Below are 17,333 nucleotides of genomic sequence, written 5' to 3'. Positions count from 1 at the left end.
GCCGGGCGGGCGGGGCGGGAGGGCGGTGCTCGCGACCGGGACCGGGCCGTGGACGGTGCCTCTACCGCTGCCGTCCGGTCCGCTTTCCGGTGACGGGGCCGTGGAAGGTGCCGCCCCGGAAGCCGATGTGGTCGCCTCCGTACGTGACGCCGCCGCCCCTATGGGGCCCCTCCTCGGAGTCGGAGGAACCGCGCGGCCGGTGCTTCCGCAGGACCGCCGCCGCGACCGCCGCCGCCTGCGCGGCCGCCCGCTTCTGCGACCCCGTCGCGTCGGCCGCGTGCTTGTCCGCGTCGGCCCGGTCGCTGATGCCCCGGATGACGAGCGCGTGCACCTGGCCGTCGAGGTGGGCCGCCTGGAGCGCGCCCACGCCCTCCATCTCGATCGCGGCGGCGTCGTTGTAGTGCTCGCGCAGATGCCGGGCGATCTCGGACCCGGCGTCGGCCAGGACCACGTCCCCGGAGGCGATCGGCTTGAGGTGCTCCCGTACGTCGGGCATGTCCCGGGTCGCCGAACGCGCCGCGCCGAGCAGGGCGTTGGAGACCGGGAACGACTCGGGGCGGACCAGGAAGCCCTCCGGGGTCTGCTTGCCGCCGTGGATGCCGTACACCTTCGTGCCGACGACGACGTCCCCGATGCCGATGTCGTCCTTCAGGCTCCCCGCGACGCCCACGAACAGCACCGCCTCCGGCTCCAGCCAGTCGATGAGCCGGGTGGTCAGCGCGGCCGCGGTCCTCGTGCCCTCGCCCAGCTCGGCGAGAGCGACCCGCCAGCCGGTGCCGGGCAGACGGCCGGCCTCGACGCGGGTTCCGTCGCGGTGGACCAGCTCCTCCCGCTCCGGGACGAGAGGGCGCACGGCGGCGTACTCCACCGGGAGCGCTGTGAGGACGAGTGCGGTGGCAGTGGGACCGGTCGCTGACACCGGTCCAAGATACCGTCAAGTGGTCTTTCCTGGACGGGTGTTGACCGGCACGGACCGGTGGCGCCCGGCGGGACCCTGGTCTCCCGAGAGGTCGATGTGCCCACTGGATGCCCGAGGCGGGCGGCTGTTCAGATCTTGATGACGGTGACGCGGGTGCCGCACAGGGTGGTGAGGTCATCGGGGTCCGAGGTCAGGACGGTGACCGGTCCCGGGGCGGCGAGGGCGGTGGCCGCAAGCATGGCGTCGATGGCGTACTTGTGGCCGTGCAGGCCGGCGTCGGCGATCAGGCCGGCGGCGTGGCGGGCGATCGGTTCGGTGATCGGCTCGATGACCGGGCGGGAGAGTGTCCACTCCAGGGCCGGGCGGTTGATGCGGGGGTGGACCACTTCGGCGAGGGTGGCCGCCGAGGTGATCACCCGCAGGTCGTCGGCGCGCGCCAGGGCGAGCCAGCCGGTGACCGTACGGTCACGCAGGACGGCTTCGGCCAGTCCTTCGCCGTCGAGGACGAGGGTTCCGCCGGGGACGGCGGGGGAGCGCGTCACGCGGCGTCCGCTCCGTGCCCGGTCTGCTCACGTCGTGCCTGGGCGAGCTGGTCGCGCAGGGACTGGATCTCTTCGTCCGTGACAGGGCCGTGCTCGGCTTCGGCGACGGTGATGAGCTCATTGAGGTTGTCTCGTTCGATCTGGCGGGCGACGGCCGCGGCCACGTAGGCGGACAGGCCGGAGGGGCCGCTGCGGGCCTTGGCGGCCTCGGTGATGTCGCGCGGCATGGTGATCGAGTACTCGCCGGTGGGCTCACTCATGCCACCTGTCCTGCCTGTCATCCTCCGCCGGTGGAGGGAGTGCGCTCGGGAAGCCGAAGGGTGACACCGGCGGTGGGAATGCTCATCCCGGAACTGCGGCGCGCGGTGATCGAAAGTGCGTGCTGCGGCTACGGTGGAGCGGTGCGCCCGGCGACCGGGCGGCCTCGGGGGAGGGGGAACGCGTGTCGGAACAGGGCGTCACCGTGGGGCATCTGCTGCTCGCCGAGTACCAGACCGTCAAGGACGAGCAGAAGACACGGATCGGGTTCCGGGACAACCTGCTGTACGTGACCCTCGCGGTCGTGGCCGCCGTCATCGCCGCGGCGGCGCAGGCCGGGCAGCCCGCGATGCTGCTGGCGCTGCCGCCGGTGTGTGTCGTGCTGGGGTGGACGTATCTCGTCAACGACGAGAAGATCTCGGCGATAGGGCTGTACGTGCGCGACGAACTGGGGCCCCGGCTCGCTCAACTCGCCGCGCAGGGAGCCGACTTCTCCACCTTCGGCTGGGAGTCGTTCCACCGGCGCGACGCGCGGCGCCGGTCCCGGAAGGCGATCCAGTGCGTGGTGGACCTGGTCGCGTTCTGCGCGGTGCCGCTCGCCGCGCTCGTGGTGTTCTGGGCGAGCGGGGACGGCGGAGGGCTGATGCTCGGGCTGTCGGTGGTGGAGGCGCTGGCCGTCTGCGGCCTCGGGGTGCAGGTCGTGCTCTACACCAGGCCGGCGGGACCGGCACTGACCCCCTCGTGACGCCGTGCCGCCGACGCCCGTGAACGCCGCTCCACCGGCGGACCTGGCTGCCGCCGGGCGGGGGCCCGCCGGGCCGGGGCCCGTACCCGCTGCCTCCGGGCGTACCCGCTGCCTCCGGGCCGCCGACGCCTGCACCCCCGCCTCGACGAAGCCGTCCGGGTTCGTGTCCGAGCCGGAGCCCTCGCCGACGCCTGCACCCCCGCCTCGACGAAGCCGTCCGGGTTCGTGTCCGAGCCGGAGCCCTCGCCGACGCCTAACGCCCCGTTCCCGCCGTCCGGGCCCACCGGTACACCAGCTCCGGCCGTCCCACCTGCCCGTACAGCGGGCTGCGTCCGGCGCGGCCCGCGTCCACCAGGTGCTCCAGGTAGCGCCGGGCCGTGATCCGTGAGATGCCCACCGTCTCGGCGAGCCCCGCCGCGGTCAGCCCCTCCTCGGCCTTCCGCAGCGCGGCGGTCACCCGCTCCAGGGTCGGTGCGCTCAGCCCCTTCGGCAGCGCCGCCGGACCCGGCGCGCGCAGGGCGGCCAGGGCCCGGTCCACCTCGTCCTGGCCGCTGGCCTCGCCCGCCGCGCCCCGGAACTCGGCGTAGCGGACCAGCCGGTCCCGCAGGGTCGCGAAGGTGAACGGCTTCAGCACGTACTGCACGACCCCCAGCGACACCCCCTCCCGCACGACGGCCAGATCCCGTGCCGAGGTCACCGCCACGACGTCGGCGTGGTACCCGGCCGCCCGCAGGGAACGGGCCAGTTGCAGACCGTGCACGTCCGGCAGATGCAGGTCCAGCAGGAGCAGGTCGACCGGGGTGCGCTCCAGCGCCCGCCGGGCCTCCGCGCCCGTGTGCGCCTTGCCCACCGCGACGAACCCCGGCACCCGTCCGACGTACATCACATGCGCGTCGGCGGCCACCGGGTCGTCCTCGACGACCAGGACACGGATCGGCTGCCCGGCGGTCACGGCCGGCCCCCGCCCACCGACGCCGTCCGCAGCGGCAGCCGCGCCTCGAACGACGCTCCGCCGTCCGCGGCCCCGGTCACCGTCAGGGCCCCCTCGTGCCGGTGCACGGCCTGCCGCACCAGTGCGAGACCCAGCCCCCGCCCGCCGGGCCCGGCCGGCTTCGTGGACCAGCCCCGCCGGAACACCAGCTCGGCCTGCGCGGGGTCCACACCCGCCCCGCTGTCCGACACCCGCAGCACCAGTTCCGAGCCGCCCTCCGTGTACGCCGCCACCGTCACCCGGGCGGCCATCGTGCCCTGGGCCGCGTCGACCGCGTTGTCGATCAGGTTGCCCAGGATCGTCACCAGGTCCCGCGCGGGCAGCGCCTCCGGCAGCAGGCCGTCGTCCAGAGCGCCCTCCTGCGACACCAGCAGCTCCACACCCCGTTCGTTGGCCTGCGCGGTCTTGCCCAGCAGCAGGGCGGCCAGCACCGGTTCGCTCACCGCCGCGACGACCTGGTCCGTGAGCGCCTGCGCCAGCTCCAGCTCGGCCGTGGCGAACTCCACCGCCTCCTCGGCGCGGCCCAGCTCGATCAGCGACACCACCGTGTGCAGCCGGTTGGCGGCCTCGTGCGCCTGGGAGCGCAGCGCCTGGGTGAAGCCCCGCTCCGAGTCCAGCTCGCCCATCAGGGACTGGAGCTCGGTCACGTCCCGCAGGGTCACCACCGTGCCGCGGTGTTCGCCGCCCGACACCGGCGAGGTGTTCACCACCAGCACCCGGTCGGCCGTCAGATGCACCTCGTCCACCCGCGGCCCGGAGGCCAGCAGCGCCCCCGTCAGCGGGGCGGGCAGCCCGAGGCCGGCCACCGAACGGCCGACCACCTCGCCGGACACCCCGAGCAGCTCCCGCCCTCCGTCGTTGATCAGCGCCACCCGGTACCGCCCGTCCAGCATCAGCAGCCCTTCGCGCACCGCGTGGAGCGCGGCCTGGTGGTAGTCGTGCATCCGGCTCAGCTCGGCGGCGTTCATGCCGTGGGTGTGACGGCGCAGCCGGGCGTTGACGACGTACGTGCCGACGGCGCCGAGCACCAGCGCGCCGGCCGCGACCCCGACCAGGGCGGTGACCTGCTCCGAGGCCCGTCGGCTGATCGCCTCGACCTTGATGCCCGCGCTGACCAGGCCGATGACATGACCGCCGTCGGTGACGGGGGTGACCGCGCGCACCGACGGGCCGAGGGTGCCGGTATAGGTCTCGGTGAAGGGAAGGCCCCGCTGTGCGCGGGCGATATGGCCGAGGAAGCGTTTGCCTATCTGCTTCCCGTCGGGGTGGGTCCAGCGGATGCCCTGCGGATCCATGATCGTGACGAAGTCGACGCCGGCGTCCCGGACGACGGCCAGCGCGTACGGCTGGAGCTGTGCGGAGGGGTCCGAGGTGTGGATCGCCGCGCGCACCGAGGGCGCGTCGGCGACCGCGCGGGCCACCGCCATGGCCTGCCGGCGTGCCGCCTCCTCGGCCTGGTTGCGGTCGCTGATGTACGTGAACAGGGCGTATCCCACGACGACGACCGCGAGCAGGACGGCCTGCACGGCGAACAGCTGGCCGGCCAGGCTGCGGGGCCGGGGGAGACGGGGGCGCATGCCGTCAGTGTGCCTCGCGGTCCCGGCGGGGGGTGAAGGGGCCGTCGCGTGAACTCAATGAACGGAAGGGTGACCGCCCTCACACGGCGGGAGATAGTCACGGCATTCCCCCATCCCCCGGACGTGAGCCGCACGCCGGTGATGCCGACGAAGACGTCAAGGAGGGCAGCCGTGGCCGCCAGCACCCCCGAAACGGCACCCGCAGTGAAACGGGACCGCACCCACTACCTCTACATCGCGGTGATCGTCGCGGTCGCCCTCGGTATCGCCGTGGGCCTGATCGCCCCGGACTTCGCGGTCGAGCTGAAGCCCGTCGGCACCGGTTTCGTGAACCTGATCAAGATGATGATCGCGCCGATCATCTTCTGCACGATCGTGCTGGGCATCGGGTCGGTCCGCAAGGCCGCCAAGGTCGGCGCGGTGGGCGGTATCGCGCTCGCCTACTTCCTCGCGATGTCGCTGGTGGCGCTCGCCATCGGTCTGGTGGTCGGCAACATCCTGGAGCCGGGCACCGGTCTGGCGCTGACCGACGCGGTGAAGGAGACCGGGCAGGCGCAGGTGTCGCCGGAGGCCAAGGACACCACCGAGTTCCTGCTCGGCATCATCCCGACCACGATCGTCTCCGCCTTCACCGAGGGAGAGGTGCTCCAGGCCCTGCTGATCGCGCTGCTCGTCGGCTTCGCGCTCCAGGCCATGGGTCCGGCCGGGCAGCCGGTCCTGCGCGGGGTCGAGCACATCCAGCGGCTGGTCTTCCGCGTCCTCGCGATGGTGATGTGGGCCGCCCCGGTCGGTGCCTTCGGCGCCATCGCGGCCGTCACCGGCTCGGCCGGACTGGACGCGCTCAAGAGCCTGGCCGTGCTGATGCTCGGCTTCTACGTCACCTGCTTCCTGTTCGTGTTCGTGGTGCTGGGCGCGCTGGTGCGGGTCGTCGCCGGGCTGAACATCTTCAGCCTGCTGAAGTACCTGGGCCGGGAGTTCCTGCTGATCCTGTCGACGTCGTCCTCGGAGTCCGCGCTGCCGCGCCTGATCGCCAAGATGGAGCACCTCGGTGTCAGCAAGCCGGTGGTCGGCATCACCGTCCCGACCGGCTACTCCTTCAACCTCGACGGCACCATGATCTACATGACCATGGCCTCGCTGTTCATCGCCGACGCCATGGGGACGCCGATGTCCGTCGGCGAGCAGATCCCGCTGCTGCTCTTCCTGCTGGTCGCCTCCAAGGGCGCGGCCGGTGTCACCGGCGCGGGCTTGGCCACGCTGGCCGGTGGCCTCCAGTCGCACAAGCCCGCCCTGGTCGACGGCATCGGCCTGATCGTCGGCATCGACCGGTTCATGAGCGAGGCCCGCGCCCTGACCAACTTCGCGGGCAACGCGGTCGCCACCGTGCTGGTCGGCACCTGGACCAAGGAGATCGACAAGGAGCGCGTGGCCGAGGTGCTGGCCGGCCGGGTGCCCTTCGACGAGAAGACCCTGCTCGACGAGCACGCGGCCGCGGCTCACCCCGCCGGGCTGCCGGAGCAGCGCGAGGAGCCGGCCAAGGTCTGACCTCCCCCTCACGGCGGAGGCCGGGCCTCCCCTCCCCGGCGGCCCGGCCTTCTCCTTCACCCCTCGCGCCACCGCACGCCCGGCCCCGCCTGACCAGGGGCCGGGCGTCCGGTCGTCCGGGAGTACGGATGGCCGGGCGTACGCCCGTACGGGAGGGCCGGCGCACGGGATCAGCGGCCGGGCCCCGCCACGAGTCCGGCGGCCCGGCCGGCCGGTACGCCGGCCGGGGTCAGGACGACGCCGTCGCCCGGACGGGCCCGGCCGGCGCGCTGCTCCTGCTGCTGACGGGCCGCACCGAGGCGGCGGCGCCGCATCTGACCGGGCTCCCGGGCGGCGCCCGACCCGCTCGGGCAGGAGGGCGCCGGGGCGTGCGGCTACGCCACCGCCGCGTCCAGCAGGGCGCGCTCCTCCTCGCCGAGGGTCAGGTCCGCCGCGGCCGCCGAGTCGCGGATCGTCCGCGGCCGGCTCGCGCCCGGGACGGGGATCACGGCGGGGGAGCGGGCCAGCAGCCAGGCCAGGCACACCTGCTGGGGGCTGACCCCGCGCTCCTCGGCCACGAAGCGGAACGCCGCGAACCGGGGCTCGGGCTCCTGCCGCGACGGCCCGTCCAGCGCGCTGCGCGAGATGCCGCCCAGCGGGCTCCAGGGCAGGAACGCCAGCCCCAGCTCGGCGCACAGACGCAGCTCCGGGTCGCTGCGGCGGACGGCCGGGGAGTACGCGTTCTGCACGGAGACGAGCCGGTGCCCGAGCATCGCGCGGGCCGTGCGGATCTGCCCGGCGTCGGCGTTGGAGATCCCGGCCAGCCGGATCTTGCCCTCGTCGAGCAGGTCGCCCAGCGCGCCGACGGACTCCTCGAAGGGCACGGACGGATCGGGCTTGTGCAGCTGGTACAGGCCGATGGCGTCGGTGCCGAGCCGCTTCAGGGACGCCTCGGCGGCCGCCCTGAGCCGGCGGGGGTCGCCGTCCACCGTCCAGGAGCCGTCGGCCGGGCGGCCGCGTCCGCCCTTGGTGGCGACCAGCACACCGGAGGTGTCCCCGCCGTAGGAGGCGAGCGCGCGGGCGAGCAGCAGCTCGTTGTGGCCGGGCTCGGCACCGGGCAGATGGTAGGAGTCGGCCGTGTCCAGCAGGGTCACACCCGCGTCGAGGGCGGCGTGCACGGTGGCCAGGGCCCGGGCCTCGTCGGGGCGGCCCTCCAGGGACAGCGGCATCGCGCCGAGTCCGACCGCGCTCACCCGGAGCCCGCCGAGGGTGCGGTGACGCATGGTCAGCGGTCCTTTCCGAGGGTCTCGGCGACGGCGCGCGGCAGCCACTGCCGGGCGTTGCCGAAGAGGAAACCGAGCCGGACGGCACGGGAGTTGTCCATCCCGTACGAGCGGCGGAAGGAGAACGGGGAGATCTCGCCGACCTCCACCTCCCGCAGCACGGTCCGCCCGGCGGGCAGCTGCGCGGCGACCGCCGTGCACAGGTCGTCGGTGCTCAGCCGGCCGTGCGAGGCCGCGTTGACCGGGCCGGTGAAGTCCTGGCCGGCCGTCCAGAAGAGGAAGTCGGCGATCTCCTCGACGTGGATGTAGGTCGCCGGGTGGTTCCCGGCCGCCACGGCGATCGGCTCGCCCGCGCGGATCCGGTCGGCGTAGTGGGCGAGCCGGCCGGTGAAGTCGTCGGACCCGCCGAGGACATGGGCGACACGGACGGAGACGTACGGGAAGTCCGGCCCGGCCGCGAACACCGCCTCCGCCTGGCGCTTGCCCTCGCCGTAGTGCGCCGCGAGGAACTCCGGCTCGTCCCAGGGGAGTCCCGTGTCGACGACGACCGTACGGGGATCGAGGTCCGACTCGCGCACCGGAGCGATGGAGTCCTCGTACTCGTACACCTCCACGGTGGAGGTCATGACGTAACGGCGGGTGCGGCCGGTGAACACACGGCGGGCGAGAGCCGCCTGGCGCGGGGTGTAGCAGACCTGGTCGACGACGACGTCGAAGGTGCGGGTGCCGAGCGCGGCGCGCAGCGCGTCCTCGTCGTCGCGGTCGGCGACCAGATGCTCCGCGCCGGGCGGAGGCGGCGCCGAACCGCGGTTGAGGACGGTGACCCGGTCGCCCGCGGCCAGCAGCCGTTCGATCAGCCGTCTGCCGAAATAGCGGTTCCCGCCGATGACCAGTGTCTCGCGTGCCTTTGACATGACCATAATTCTCCGGTCCGGGCACGACGTCATGAAGGGGAGAACATGGGAGATCCGGCGGTCGCGCCGAAAGAACCACGACATCCGCGCCGTCCGGCCGACGGAACGCCGGTGGCCTTCGACGCGCTGGACCGGCAGATCCTTCAGCTGCTGCAGACCGACGGCCGGATCAAGCTGAGCGAGCTGGGCCGGCGGGTGCGGCTGAGCCCCGCCGCGGTCACCGAGCGGGTGCGCCGGCTGGAGGCCGCGGGGGTGATCAGCGGCTACGGCGCCCATGTCGTCGCGGCCCGCCTCGGCTACGGCATCCAGGCGTTCGTGCGGGTCGACCCGCACGGCGGCTACACCCTCAGGTCCCCGAGGACCCTGGAGCTGATCGAGCGCCCCGAGATCACCGAGGCGCACCACGTGGTGGGCGAGGACTGCTGGATCCTCAAGGTCGCCGTCCGGGACACCGTCCATCTGGAGGAGGTGCTGGGGGAGATCTCCGCCCTCGGCCGCACGACGACGTCGATCGTCCTCACCTCCCCGCTGGAGCGCAAACCGCTGTTGCCTTGACGTCGGCGTCAGGGCTTACGTTCTTCGTATGCGCATCGGCGAGCTGGCCGCTCGGGCCGGGACCACGACCCGGACGCTGCGGTACTACGAGTCACGGGGGCTGCTGCCCGCACGCCGCAGCGGCAACGGGCACCGGACGTACGACGAGGACGACCTGAAGCTGCTCCGGCAGATCCGGACGCTCCAGGACTTCGGGTTCGAGCTGGAGGAGACCCGGCCGTTCGTGGAGTGTCTGCGGGCCGGTCACCCCGAGGGCGACGCCTGCCCGGCGTCCCTCGCGGTCTACCGGCGCAAGCTGGAGGAGCTCGACGCGCTGATCGGCGAGCTCCAGGCCGTGCGCGCCACGATCCGGGTGCGGCTGGCCGGCACGGGAGAAGAACCACCGCTGTGCGAACTGGGAGGGGACGGACTGTGATCAGGGCCGCGGGAGTGGCAGAGGTGACGGACGCGGACTTCGCCGCCGAGGTGATCGGGGCGGACCGGCCGGTGCTGGTGGAATTCACGGCGGACTGGTGCCCGCCGTGCCGGCAGATGGGGCCCGTCCTCACCGCGCTGGCGCGCGATGAGGGCGAGCGGCTGAAGGTGGTCCAGCTGGACGTGGACACCAACCCGGAGACGACGAACGCCTACAAGGTGCTGTCGATGCCGACGTTCATGGTGTTCCGGGACGGCGAGCCGGTGAAGGCCATGGTCGGCGCCCGCCCCAGGAGGCGGCTGCTGGAGGAGCTCGCCGACGTGCTCTGACGGCACGGCGAACGGCCGACGCCGAACGGCCGACGTACGAAGAAATCCCCCGGGCAATTGCGCCCGGGGGATTTCTTTGCGTATATTCGATGATTCGCGACTTCAAGGAGAATGAGTCGCAGAGAAGTTCAGTGAGCACAGTATATCTGCGCGGGAGTGGAATTGTCAAACAGCGTTGAAAACAGCGATGAAATTCTTGCCGAGCAGGAATTCATCGATGGTCTGTACGCCCGTGTGGACCGCCTTCGCGGAGAGACCGAGACGTCCGTCGGGGACGCGCTCGCGCAGGGCGACACCCCCATGCAGGCCCGGCTGGAGCGGGACATCCTCGTCGCCGAGCGCTCCGGACTGCTCGCCGCGCTGAACGCCGTCGACGGCTCGCTGTGCTTCGGACGGATCGACCTGTCCTCGGGCGCGGGCCACCACATCGGCCGGATCGGACTGCGCCGCGACGACGCCGAGCGCACCCCCGTCCTCATCGACTGGCGTGCCGACGTCGCCCGGCCCTTCTACCTGGCCACCGGCCACACCCCGATGGGCCTGCGCCGGCGCCGTCACATCTCCACCGACGACCGCCGGGTCACCGCCCTGCACGACGAGATCCTCGACCTCGGCGACCAGGAACGCACCGGCCACGAGGACCCCAGCGGCGACGCCGTGCTGCTCGCCGCGCTCAACTCCGCGCGCACCGGCCGGATGAGCGACATCGTGCAGACCATCCAGGCCGAGCAGGACGAGATCATCCGGGCGCCCCACCGGGGCGTGCTCGTCGTCGAGGGCGGACCGGGCACCGGCAAGACCGCCGTCGCCCTGCACCGCGCCGCGTACCTCCTCTACGAGTACCGGGAACTGCTCGCCCGCCGGGCCGTCCTGATCGTCGGCCCCAACCCGGCCTTCCTCGGCTACATCGGCGAGGTCCTGCCCTCCCTGGGCGAGACCGGCGTGCTCCTCGCCACCGTCGGCGAACTCTTCCCCGGCGTACGGGCGACCGCGACCGACACCCGCGCCGCGGCCGCCGTGAAGGGACGCGCCGACATGGCGGACGTCCTCGCCGAGGTCGTCCGCGACTGGCAGGCCCTGCCCGACCCGGTGATCGCGATCGAGCACGACCGGGAGGTCCTGATGCTCGACGCCGGACTGGTGAAGGTCGCCCGTGACAGGACCCGCGCCGCCGGGCTGCCGCACAACGTGGCGCGCGAGCACTTCGAGGGCCACATCCTCAACACCCTCACCGAGCTGTACGCCGAACGCGTGGGCACCGACCCCTACGACGGCTCGAACCTGCTCGACGCGAGCGACATCACCCAGATCCGCGACGAGATCGCCGAGAACCCCGAAGTCTGGTCCGCCGTCGACCAGCTGTGGCCCCGGCTGACCCCGCAGCGGCTGGTCGCCGACTTCCTCGCCGACCCCGTCGGCCATCTGCCCGAGGAGGACGCGGCCGCCGTCCGCCGTCCGGTGACCCGGGAGTGGACGGTCGCGGACGTGCCCCTGCTCGACGAGGCCGCCGAACTGCTCGGCGAGGACGACCGGACGGCGCGGGCCCGGGCGGACCTCGAACGGGAGACCCGGATCGCCTACGCCCAGGGCGTGCTGGACGTGTCGTTCGCCTCCCGGACGTACGAGTTCGAGGACAAGGAGGAGGGCGACCCGGAGAGCTCCGAGGTCCTGTCCGCGCACGACATCATCGACGCCGAGCGGTTCGCCGAGCGCCAGGAGGAGGACGACCACCGCAGCGCCGCCGAGCGCGCCGCGGCCGACCGCACCTGGGCGTTCGGCCACATCATCGTCGACGAGGCGCAGGAGCTGTCCCCGATGGCCTGGCGGCTGCTGATGCGCCGCAGCCCGACCCGCTCCATGACCCTGGTGGGCGACCCCGCCCAGACGGCGGAGGCGGCCGGGGCCGGCTCCTGGGAGAAGATCCTCACGCCCTATGTGGAGGACCGCTGGGAGCACACCCGCCTCGGCGTCAACTACCGCACCCCCGCCGAGATCATGGACCTCGCCGCGGCCGTCGTACGAGCCGAGGACCCCGGCTTCGAGCCGCCGAGTTCGGTGCGGTCGACCGGGGTGCGCCCCTGGGTCCGCGAGACCGGCGACCTGCCCGAGGCCGTCGCCTCCGCGGTGAAGGAACTGACCCCGGCCGAGGGCCGGCTCGCGGTGATCGCCCCGCGTCATCTGCACCGCAGGCTGGCGGCACGGCTGGACGGGGTGACGGCGGGCGCCCAGCCCGACCTCACCCGGGACGTCGTCCTCCTCGACCCCCGCCAGTCGAAGGGCCTGGAGTTCGACTCCGTCCTGGTGGTCGAGCCCGCGCTGTACGGCACCAGCGACCTCTACGTGGCCCTGACCAGGGCCACGCAGAGGCTCGGCGTCCTGCACACGGGCAGGCTGCCCAGGGGACTGGCGGCGACGGACTAGGCCGGCCGCAGCCAGATCGTGGACAGGGGCGGCAGGGTCAGGCGGATGCTCGCCGGGCGGCCGTGCCACCCCTGCGGCTCCGGCTTCACCGGGCCCGGCAGGGTGACGTCGGAGCCGCCGTAGCGGGCCGCGTCGGTGTTGAGGACCTCGTGCCAGGCGGGGACCTCGTCGGGCACACCGATGCGGTAGTTGTGGCGGACCACCGGGGAGAAGTTGCAGACCGCCAGCAGCGGCACGCCCTCGGCGTCCAGGCGCAGGAACGCCAGGACGTTGTCGTCGGAGGCGTCCGCGGTGATCCACCGGAAGCCGTCGGGATGGCTGTCGCGCTCCCACAGGGCGGGCACCGACCGGTAGACGGCGTTCAGGTCCCGGACCAGGTCACGCACGCCCCGGTGGTCGGGCTCCGCCGAGTACGCCGGGTCGAGCAGCCACCAGTCCGGGCCGTGGGCCTCGGACCACTCCGCGCCCTGCGCGAACTCCTGCCCCATGAACAGCAGCTGCTTGCCCGGATGCGCCCACATGTAGCCCAGATAGGCGCGGTGGTCGGCGCGCTGCTGCCACCAGTCGCCCGGCATCTTCGACACCAGCGACCGCTTGCCGTGGACGACCTCGTCGTGCGAGATCGGCAGGACGTAGTTCTCGCTGTAGGCGTACACCATCGAGAACGTCATCTCATGGTGGTGGTACCTGCGGTGCACCGGCTCCTTGCTCATGTACTGCAGCGAGTCGTGCATCCAGCCCATGTTCCACTTCAGCCCGAAGCCGAGCCCGCCGAAGCCGCTCGGGCCCTTGTGATGGGTGGCGCGCGTGACGCCGTCCCAGGCCGTCGACTCCTCGGCTATCGTCACCACGCCCGGCGTCCGCCGGTACACCGTCGCGTTCATCTCCTGGAGGAACGCCACCGCGTCCAGGTTCTCCCGGCCGCCGTGCTCGTTCGGCACCCACTGGCCCGGCTCGCGCGAGTAGTCCAGGTAGAGCATCGAGGCGACCGCGTCCACCCGCAGGCCGTCGATGTGGAACTCCTCGCACCAGAACACCGCGTTGGCCACCAGGAAGTTGCGCACCTCGCGGCGGCCGAAGTCGAACTCCAGCGTGCCCCAGTCCGGGTGGGCCGACTTCAGCGGGTTCTCGTGCTCGTACAGCGGACGCCCGTCGAACTCGGCCAGCGCCCAGTCGTCCCTCGGGAAGTGCGCCGGCACCCAGTCCATCAGGACACCGATGCCCGCCTGGTGCAGCCTGTCCACCAGGTGCTTGAAGTCGTCAGGCGTGCCGAGCCGGGCCGTCGGCGCGTAGAAGCCGGTGACCTGGTAGCCCCACGAGCCGCCGAAGGGATGCTCGGCGACCGGCATCAGCTCCACATGCGTGAACCCGAGGTCCTTGACGTAGGCGGGCAGCTGCTCCGCCAGCTGACGGTACGTCAGACCCGGTCGCCACGAGGGCAGATGCACCTCGTACACCGAGAACGCCGCCTCGTGTGCAGGGCGTTCCGCGCGACGCGCGAGCCATTCCCCGTCGCCCCACTCGTAGTGCGAGGCGTGCACGACCGACGAGGTGCGGGGCGGCTCCTCCGTGCGGCGGGCCAGCGGGTCCGCGCGCAGGGTGTGCGAGCCGTCCGGACGCGTGATCTGGAACTTGTACAGCTCGCCCTCGCCGATCTCCGGCACGAACAGCTCCCACACACCCGACCCGCCCAGCGAGCGCATCGGGTACCCGGTGCCGTCCCAGTAGTTGAAGGTGCCGGCCACGCGCACGCCCCGCGCGTTCGGCGCCCACACGGAGAACCGGGTGCCGGCCACCCCCTGGTGCGTCATCGGGTGCGCGCCGAGCGCCTTCCACAGTTCCTCGTGCCGGCCCTCGCCGATCAGATGGAGGTCCAGGTCGCCGAGCGTGGGCAGGAAGCGGTACGGGTCCTCTACCTCCCGCACGCTCCCCTCGTACGTCAGCCGCAGGCGGTACTCCGGTACCTCCCGCAGGGGCAGCACACCGGAGAAGAAGCCGTCCCCGTCGTCGTGCAGGTCGGCCCGCAGCTCGTCGGTGAGCACGGTGACCGACCGGGCGTACGGGCGCAGGGCGCGGAAGACGACGCCGTCGGGGTGCGGGTGCGCGCCCAGGACCGCGTGCGGGTCGTGATGGGTGCCGGAGAGCAGCCGCTCGCGGTCGCCCGCGTCGAGCGCGGGGGAGGGGGCGGGGGTCACGGGAACGACCGCCGCGGCGGCCGCGGCCGGAGCGGTCTTCCTCGCGGCGCTCTTCTTCTTCGGCGCGGCGGCCTTCCCGGCCGCGGCCTTCGTTGCGGCGGCCTTCGTGGCCGTGGCCGTGCTCTTCGCGGCCGTGGTCCTCTTCGTGACGGCCGTGGTGGCGGTCTTCTTCGCGGCCGCGGCCGTAGTGGTGGTCTTCTTCGCCCCGGCGGCGGCCGTAGGGGTGGTCTTCTTCGCGGCGGCGGCCGCGGTGGTGGTCTTCTTCGCCGCGGCCGCCGTCCTCTTCACGGCGGGAGCCTTCTTCGCGGCAGGCGCCTTCTTGGCCGCGAGTGCCTTCTTCGAGGCGGGGGCCTTCTCGGCCGTGGGTGCCGGCTTCTTCGTGGCAGGTGTCTTCTCGGCGGGCTCGGACGCCTTCTTCACGGCCGGGGTCTTCCTGGCGGATGCCGGCTTCTTCGCGGCGGGCGCCTTCCGGGCCGCCGGAGCCTTCTCGGCGGGCTCGGACGCCTTCCTCGCCGCGGACGCCTTCCTCGCCGCGGGTGCCTTCTTGGCCGCGGGTGCCTTCTTCGCCGTGGCCGGTTTCTTCGCGGGAGCCTTCTTCCCGGCGGCCGTCGCCTTCTTCTGGGCCGGGATCTTCTTCGCGGAGCTCTTCTTCTGCGCGGCCGTCGCCTGCTCGGTGCGCTTCTCCTCGGCCGTCTCTTCGGCCGTGTTCTCCGGGATCGGGCCGCTGGACGGGGAGCTGGGGGTCACGGACAGAGCCTCCTAGGCGCGGGTCTGGTGCGAGGGGTCAGGACGGATCGGGTGACGCGAGCCGGCGCACCGCGGACAGCGGGACCGGAAGCCAGTCGGGGCGGTGCCGGGCCTCGTAGACCACCTCGTAGACCGCCTTGTCGGTCTCATAGGCGCGCAGAAGCACCGGGTCGGCCCGCGGGTCGAGGCCGCCCGCGTCCGCGTAACCGGCGCAGTAGGCGTCCCGGCAGGCGGCCGCCCACCCCGGCGCGGGCGGGTTCACCGAGTGGGCCGCGTAGTCGAACGAGCGGAGCATGCCCGCGACGTCCCGCACGGTCGGCTGCGGCATCCGCCGCTCGGCGAGCGGTTTCGCGGGCTCGCCCTCGAAGTCGATCAGCGACCACAGGCCGGAGGGCGACCGCAGGCACTGCCCGAGGTGCAGGTCGCCATGGATGCGCTGGGCGGTCCAGGTGTGCCCGTCGGCGGCGAGTCCGGCCAGCGCGTCGAAGGCCGAGCGCAGGGCGGGGGCGTACGGACGTAACGCCGGCACGGCCTGCGCGGCGGCGTCCAGGCGCTCCAGCATGCCCGCGACCAGCGGCTCCAGGGAGGCGTGGCCGAGGGTGACCGTCGGGAGGGCGGCGGCCAGGGCCGTGTGGACCTCGGCGGTGGCCCGGCCCAGCGCACGGGCCTCGGCGGTGAAGTCCTCGCCCTTGGCCAGCTCGCTCAGCGTCAGCTCCCAGCCGTCGTCGGCGCCCTGCACGAACGGCTGGAGCACACCGAGGACGTATCCGTCCGCTCCGTCCGCGTTCAGCTCCGCCCGTATCCAGGCCGTCGGCGCGGGAACGCGCGCGCACCCCTCGCGGGCCAGCGCCAGCGGCAGCTCCAGGTCGGGGTTCACCCCCGGCACGACCCGGCGCAGCAGCTTCAGGATGAACGTATCTCCGTAGACGACGGAGGAGTTGGACTGCTCGGACGTCACCAGCCGCGGAACCAGCCGGGACCTGATCTCCTGGCGCGGATCGCCCTCGAAGCGCAGAACGCCGACGCGGGCCCGGGTGCGCAGGGCCTCCAGGAGCACGTCGGCGGGGCGGGGGTCGTACAGGGCGTCGTAGACGGTGCGTCCGGCGAGCGGGCCGTCCTGGACATGGCCGATCAGCGCGGGCGCGAGCCGGGGCGGCAGGGCCTCGCGCGCTCCTATGAGCAGCTGGTAGCAGTCGCCCGGGTGGGGCGGGGCGCCCGGCACGGACGGCTGATGGGCGCGGACGAGCAGGTGGTGCAGCCCCACCCGGCCGTCGGAGGGGAGCAGTTCGGTGGCGGCCACCAGGGACAGCCCGGTGACCGGCCGTCCCTTGCCGGCGAACCAGCGCTGCCGTGGCAGCCATTCGCGCAGCAGGGGTTCGAGCGAGGCGAGCAGCCCGGTACGGGTGGCCGAGGGACGGGTGACGGCTTCCGACATCGCGTGCGTCCTTTCCCCATGTTCCGGTTCGCCTCGGGGGCGCTCCAGCCGCGCCCCTTCGGCTCGCGCGGCAGGGTGATTACTGTTGCGTGCCCCGGGCGGGACGGGAGAAACCGTCCCGCCCCGGGTTCTAGACGGCGTCCTTGCGGAGCCGGAACCAGTAGAAGCCGTGGCCCGCCAGGGTCAGCAGGTACGGCAGTTCACCGATGGCGGGGAACCGCACCCCGCCGATCAGCTCGACCGGGTGGCGTCCGGCGAACTCCCGCAGGTCCAGCTCGGTCGGCTGGGCGAAGCGGGAGAAGTTGTTGACGCACAGCACCAGGTCGTCGCCGTGTTCCCGCAGGAACGCCAGCACGGCCGGGTTGCTGGAGTGCAGCTCCGTGTACGAGCCGAGCCCGAAGGCCGGGTTCTGCTTGCGGATCTCGATCATCCGGCGGGTCCAGTGCAGCAGCGACGAGGGCGACGACATCGACGCCTCGACGT

General features: G+C 72.9%; 17 protein-coding genes. 6 read left to right on the top strand and 11 right to left on the bottom strand.

The genetic code is table 11. The annotated features are described in order from the left end of the window. Window positions 1–61: 61 nt before the first annotated feature. The 3 genes from ACIQGV_RS16135 to ACIQGV_RS16125 all read right to left on the bottom strand — a co-directional run bounded on the left by ACIQGV_RS16135 (window position 62) and on the right by ACIQGV_RS16125 (window position 1,721). Window positions 62–919 (bottom strand): 5'-methylthioadenosine/S-adenosylhomocysteine nucleosidase, encoded by an 858-nt coding sequence (locus ACIQGV_RS16135; RefSeq protein WP_402495040.1) that lies wholly within the window; start codon window positions 917–919, stop codon window positions 62–64. Between the two features lie 128 nt (window positions 920–1,047). Beyond that, window positions 1,048–1,461 carry a PIN domain-containing protein gene (locus tag ACIQGV_RS16130; RefSeq protein ID WP_402495038.1) on the bottom strand — a complete coding sequence of 138 codons (414 nt, stop codon included), beginning with the start codon at window positions 1,459–1,461 and terminating at the stop codon, window positions 1,048–1,050. Beyond that, window positions 1,458–1,721 carry a CopG family transcriptional regulator gene (locus ACIQGV_RS16125; protein ID WP_402495036.1) on the bottom strand — a complete coding sequence of 88 codons (264 nt, stop codon included), beginning with the start codon at window positions 1,719–1,721 and terminating at the stop codon, window positions 1,458–1,460. Before ACIQGV_RS16125 ends, ACIQGV_RS16130 begins: the two co-directional genes overlap by 4 nt. Window positions 1,722–1,903: 182 nt before the next feature. Between ACIQGV_RS16125 and ACIQGV_RS16120 the strand changes: the two genes are divergently transcribed. Then, window positions 1,904–2,464, top strand: coding sequence for a hypothetical protein (locus ACIQGV_RS16120; protein WP_402495033.1), 561 nt, complete (start codon window positions 1,904–1,906; stop codon window positions 2,462–2,464). 253 nt (window positions 2,465–2,717) lie between these two features. On the opposite strand, the gene ACIQGV_RS16115 is transcribed toward ACIQGV_RS16120, so the two are convergent. Both ACIQGV_RS16115 and ACIQGV_RS16110 read right to left on the bottom strand, forming a co-directional pair. Then, window positions 2,718–3,416, bottom strand: coding sequence for a response regulator (locus ACIQGV_RS16115; RefSeq protein ID WP_402495031.1), 699 nt, complete (start codon window positions 3,414–3,416; stop codon window positions 2,718–2,720). Continuing rightward, window positions 3,413–5,032 carry an ATP-binding protein gene (locus ACIQGV_RS16110; protein ID WP_402495028.1) on the bottom strand — a complete coding sequence of 540 codons (1,620 nt, stop codon included), beginning with the start codon at window positions 5,030–5,032 and terminating at the stop codon, window positions 3,413–3,415. Before ACIQGV_RS16110 ends, ACIQGV_RS16115 begins: the two co-directional genes overlap by 4 nt. Before the next feature lie 141 nt (window positions 5,033–5,173). Between ACIQGV_RS16110 and ACIQGV_RS16105 the strand changes: the two genes are divergently transcribed. After that, on the top strand, window positions 5,174–6,577 hold the full coding sequence (locus ACIQGV_RS16105) for a cation:dicarboxylate symporter family transporter (protein ID WP_402495847.1): 1,404 nt from the start codon (window positions 5,174–5,176) through the stop codon (window positions 6,575–6,577). Window positions 6,578–6,747: 170 nt separating this feature from the next. Here the strand turns inward: ACIQGV_RS16105 and ACIQGV_RS16100 are convergent, their stop codons facing one another. Genes ACIQGV_RS16100 through ACIQGV_RS16090 form a run of 3 tightly spaced genes read right to left on the bottom strand, consistent with a single transcriptional unit; the run spans window position 6,748 to window position 8,753 of the window. After that, on the bottom strand, window positions 6,748–6,891 hold the full coding sequence (locus ACIQGV_RS16100; protein WP_402495027.1) for a hypothetical protein: 144 nt from the start codon (window positions 6,889–6,891) through the stop codon (window positions 6,748–6,750). Window positions 6,892–6,951: 60 nt separating this feature from the next. Beyond that, window positions 6,952–7,839, bottom strand: a complete 888-nt coding sequence (locus tag ACIQGV_RS16095; RefSeq protein WP_402495024.1) for an aldo/keto reductase — start codon at window positions 7,837–7,839, stop codon at window positions 6,952–6,954. A gap of 2 nt (window positions 7,840–7,841) precedes the next feature. After that, window positions 7,842–8,753 carry an NAD-dependent epimerase/dehydratase family protein gene (locus ACIQGV_RS16090; protein ID WP_402495022.1) on the bottom strand — a complete coding sequence of 304 codons (912 nt, stop codon included), beginning with the start codon at window positions 8,751–8,753 and terminating at the stop codon, window positions 7,842–7,844. Between the two features lie 45 nt (window positions 8,754–8,798). Here ACIQGV_RS16090 and ACIQGV_RS16085 point away from each other — a divergent pair, with 45 nt between their 5' ends. The 4 genes from ACIQGV_RS16085 to ACIQGV_RS16070 all read left to right on the top strand — a co-directional run bounded on the left by ACIQGV_RS16085 (window position 8,799) and on the right by ACIQGV_RS16070 (window position 12,473). Next, window positions 8,799–9,308, top strand: a complete 510-nt coding sequence (locus ACIQGV_RS16085) for an Lrp/AsnC family transcriptional regulator (protein WP_402495019.1) — start codon at window positions 8,799–8,801, stop codon at window positions 9,306–9,308. A 28-nt stretch (window positions 9,309–9,336) separates the two neighbouring features. Next, window positions 9,337–9,723 (top strand): MerR family transcriptional regulator, encoded by a 387-nt coding sequence (locus ACIQGV_RS16080; RefSeq protein ID WP_402495017.1) that lies wholly within the window; start codon window positions 9,337–9,339, stop codon window positions 9,721–9,723. Window positions 9,724–9,737: 14 nt separating this feature from the next. After that, window positions 9,738–10,052: a thioredoxin family protein gene (locus ACIQGV_RS16075; protein ID WP_402495015.1), complete on the top strand. Its 315-nt coding sequence runs from the start codon at window positions 9,738–9,740 to the stop codon at window positions 10,050–10,052. A 192-nt stretch (window positions 10,053–10,244) separates the two neighbouring features. Continuing rightward, window positions 10,245–12,473, top strand: a complete 2,229-nt coding sequence (locus tag ACIQGV_RS16070; protein ID WP_402495845.1) for a HelD family protein — start codon at window positions 10,245–10,247, stop codon at window positions 12,471–12,473. Here the strand turns inward: ACIQGV_RS16070 and glgB are convergent. From glgB to ACIQGV_RS16055, 3 genes are all read right to left on the bottom strand, one after another. Then, a complete protein-coding gene (glgB, locus tag ACIQGV_RS16065) occupies window positions 12,470–15,415 on the bottom strand; it encodes a 1,4-alpha-glucan branching enzyme (RefSeq protein WP_402495013.1) in 2,946 nt (981 codons plus the stop codon). The genes ACIQGV_RS16070 and glgB overlap by 4 nt on opposite strands. Before the next feature lie 37 nt (window positions 15,416–15,452). Continuing rightward, window positions 15,453–16,850 carry a maltokinase gene (locus tag ACIQGV_RS16060; protein WP_402495011.1) on the bottom strand — a complete coding sequence of 466 codons (1,398 nt, stop codon included), beginning with the start codon at window positions 16,848–16,850 and terminating at the stop codon, window positions 15,453–15,455. A 130-nt stretch (window positions 16,851–16,980) separates the two neighbouring features. Continuing rightward, the coding region (locus tag ACIQGV_RS16055) for an alpha-glucosidase C-terminal domain-containing protein (protein ID WP_402495009.1) at window positions 16,981–17,333 on the bottom strand (353 nt) is incomplete at its 5' end.

The organism is Streptomyces sp. NPDC093094 (assembly GCF_044754345.1).
In the GTDB taxonomy this organism is placed as follows: Bacteria; Actinomycetota; Actinomycetes; order Streptomycetales; family Streptomycetaceae; genus Streptomyces.
Note: the sequence above shows the minus strand (reverse complement) of the source record. Positions and strands in the feature narration are given on the sequence as shown.

What these genes read in the sequence shown, in the direction of transcription:
- ACIQGV_RS16125 (WP_402495036.1), bottom strand. Translation starts at nt 1,721, where the DNA reads ATGAGTGAGCCCACCGGCGAGTACTCGATCACCATGCCGCGCGACATC.
- ACIQGV_RS16110 (WP_402495028.1), bottom strand. Translation starts at nt 5,032, where the DNA reads ATGCGCCCCCGTCTCCCCCGGCCCCGCAGCCTGGCCGGCCAGCTGTTC.
- ACIQGV_RS16105 (WP_402495847.1), top strand. Translation starts at nt 5,174, where the DNA reads ATGCCGACGAAGACGTCAAGGAGGGCAGCCGTGGCCGCCAGCACCCCC.
- ACIQGV_RS16100 (WP_402495027.1), bottom strand. Translation starts at nt 6,891, where the DNA reads ATGCGGCGCCGCCGCCTCGGTGCGGCCCGTCAGCAGCAGGAGCAGCGC.
- ACIQGV_RS16095 (WP_402495024.1), bottom strand. Translation starts at nt 7,839, where the DNA reads ATGCGTCACCGCACCCTCGGCGGGCTCCGGGTGAGCGCGGTCGGACTC.
- ACIQGV_RS16090 (WP_402495022.1), bottom strand. Translation starts at nt 8,753, where the DNA reads ATGTCAAAGGCACGCGAGACACTGGTCATCGGCGGGAACCGCTATTTC.
- ACIQGV_RS16085 (WP_402495019.1), top strand. Translation starts at nt 8,799, where the DNA reads ATGGGAGATCCGGCGGTCGCGCCGAAAGAACCACGACATCCGCGCCGT.
- ACIQGV_RS16080 (WP_402495017.1), top strand. Translation starts at nt 9,337, where the DNA reads ATGCGCATCGGCGAGCTGGCCGCTCGGGCCGGGACCACGACCCGGACG.
- ACIQGV_RS16060 (WP_402495011.1), bottom strand. Translation starts at nt 16,850, where the DNA reads ATGTCGGAAGCCGTCACCCGTCCCTCGGCCACCCGTACCGGGCTGCTC.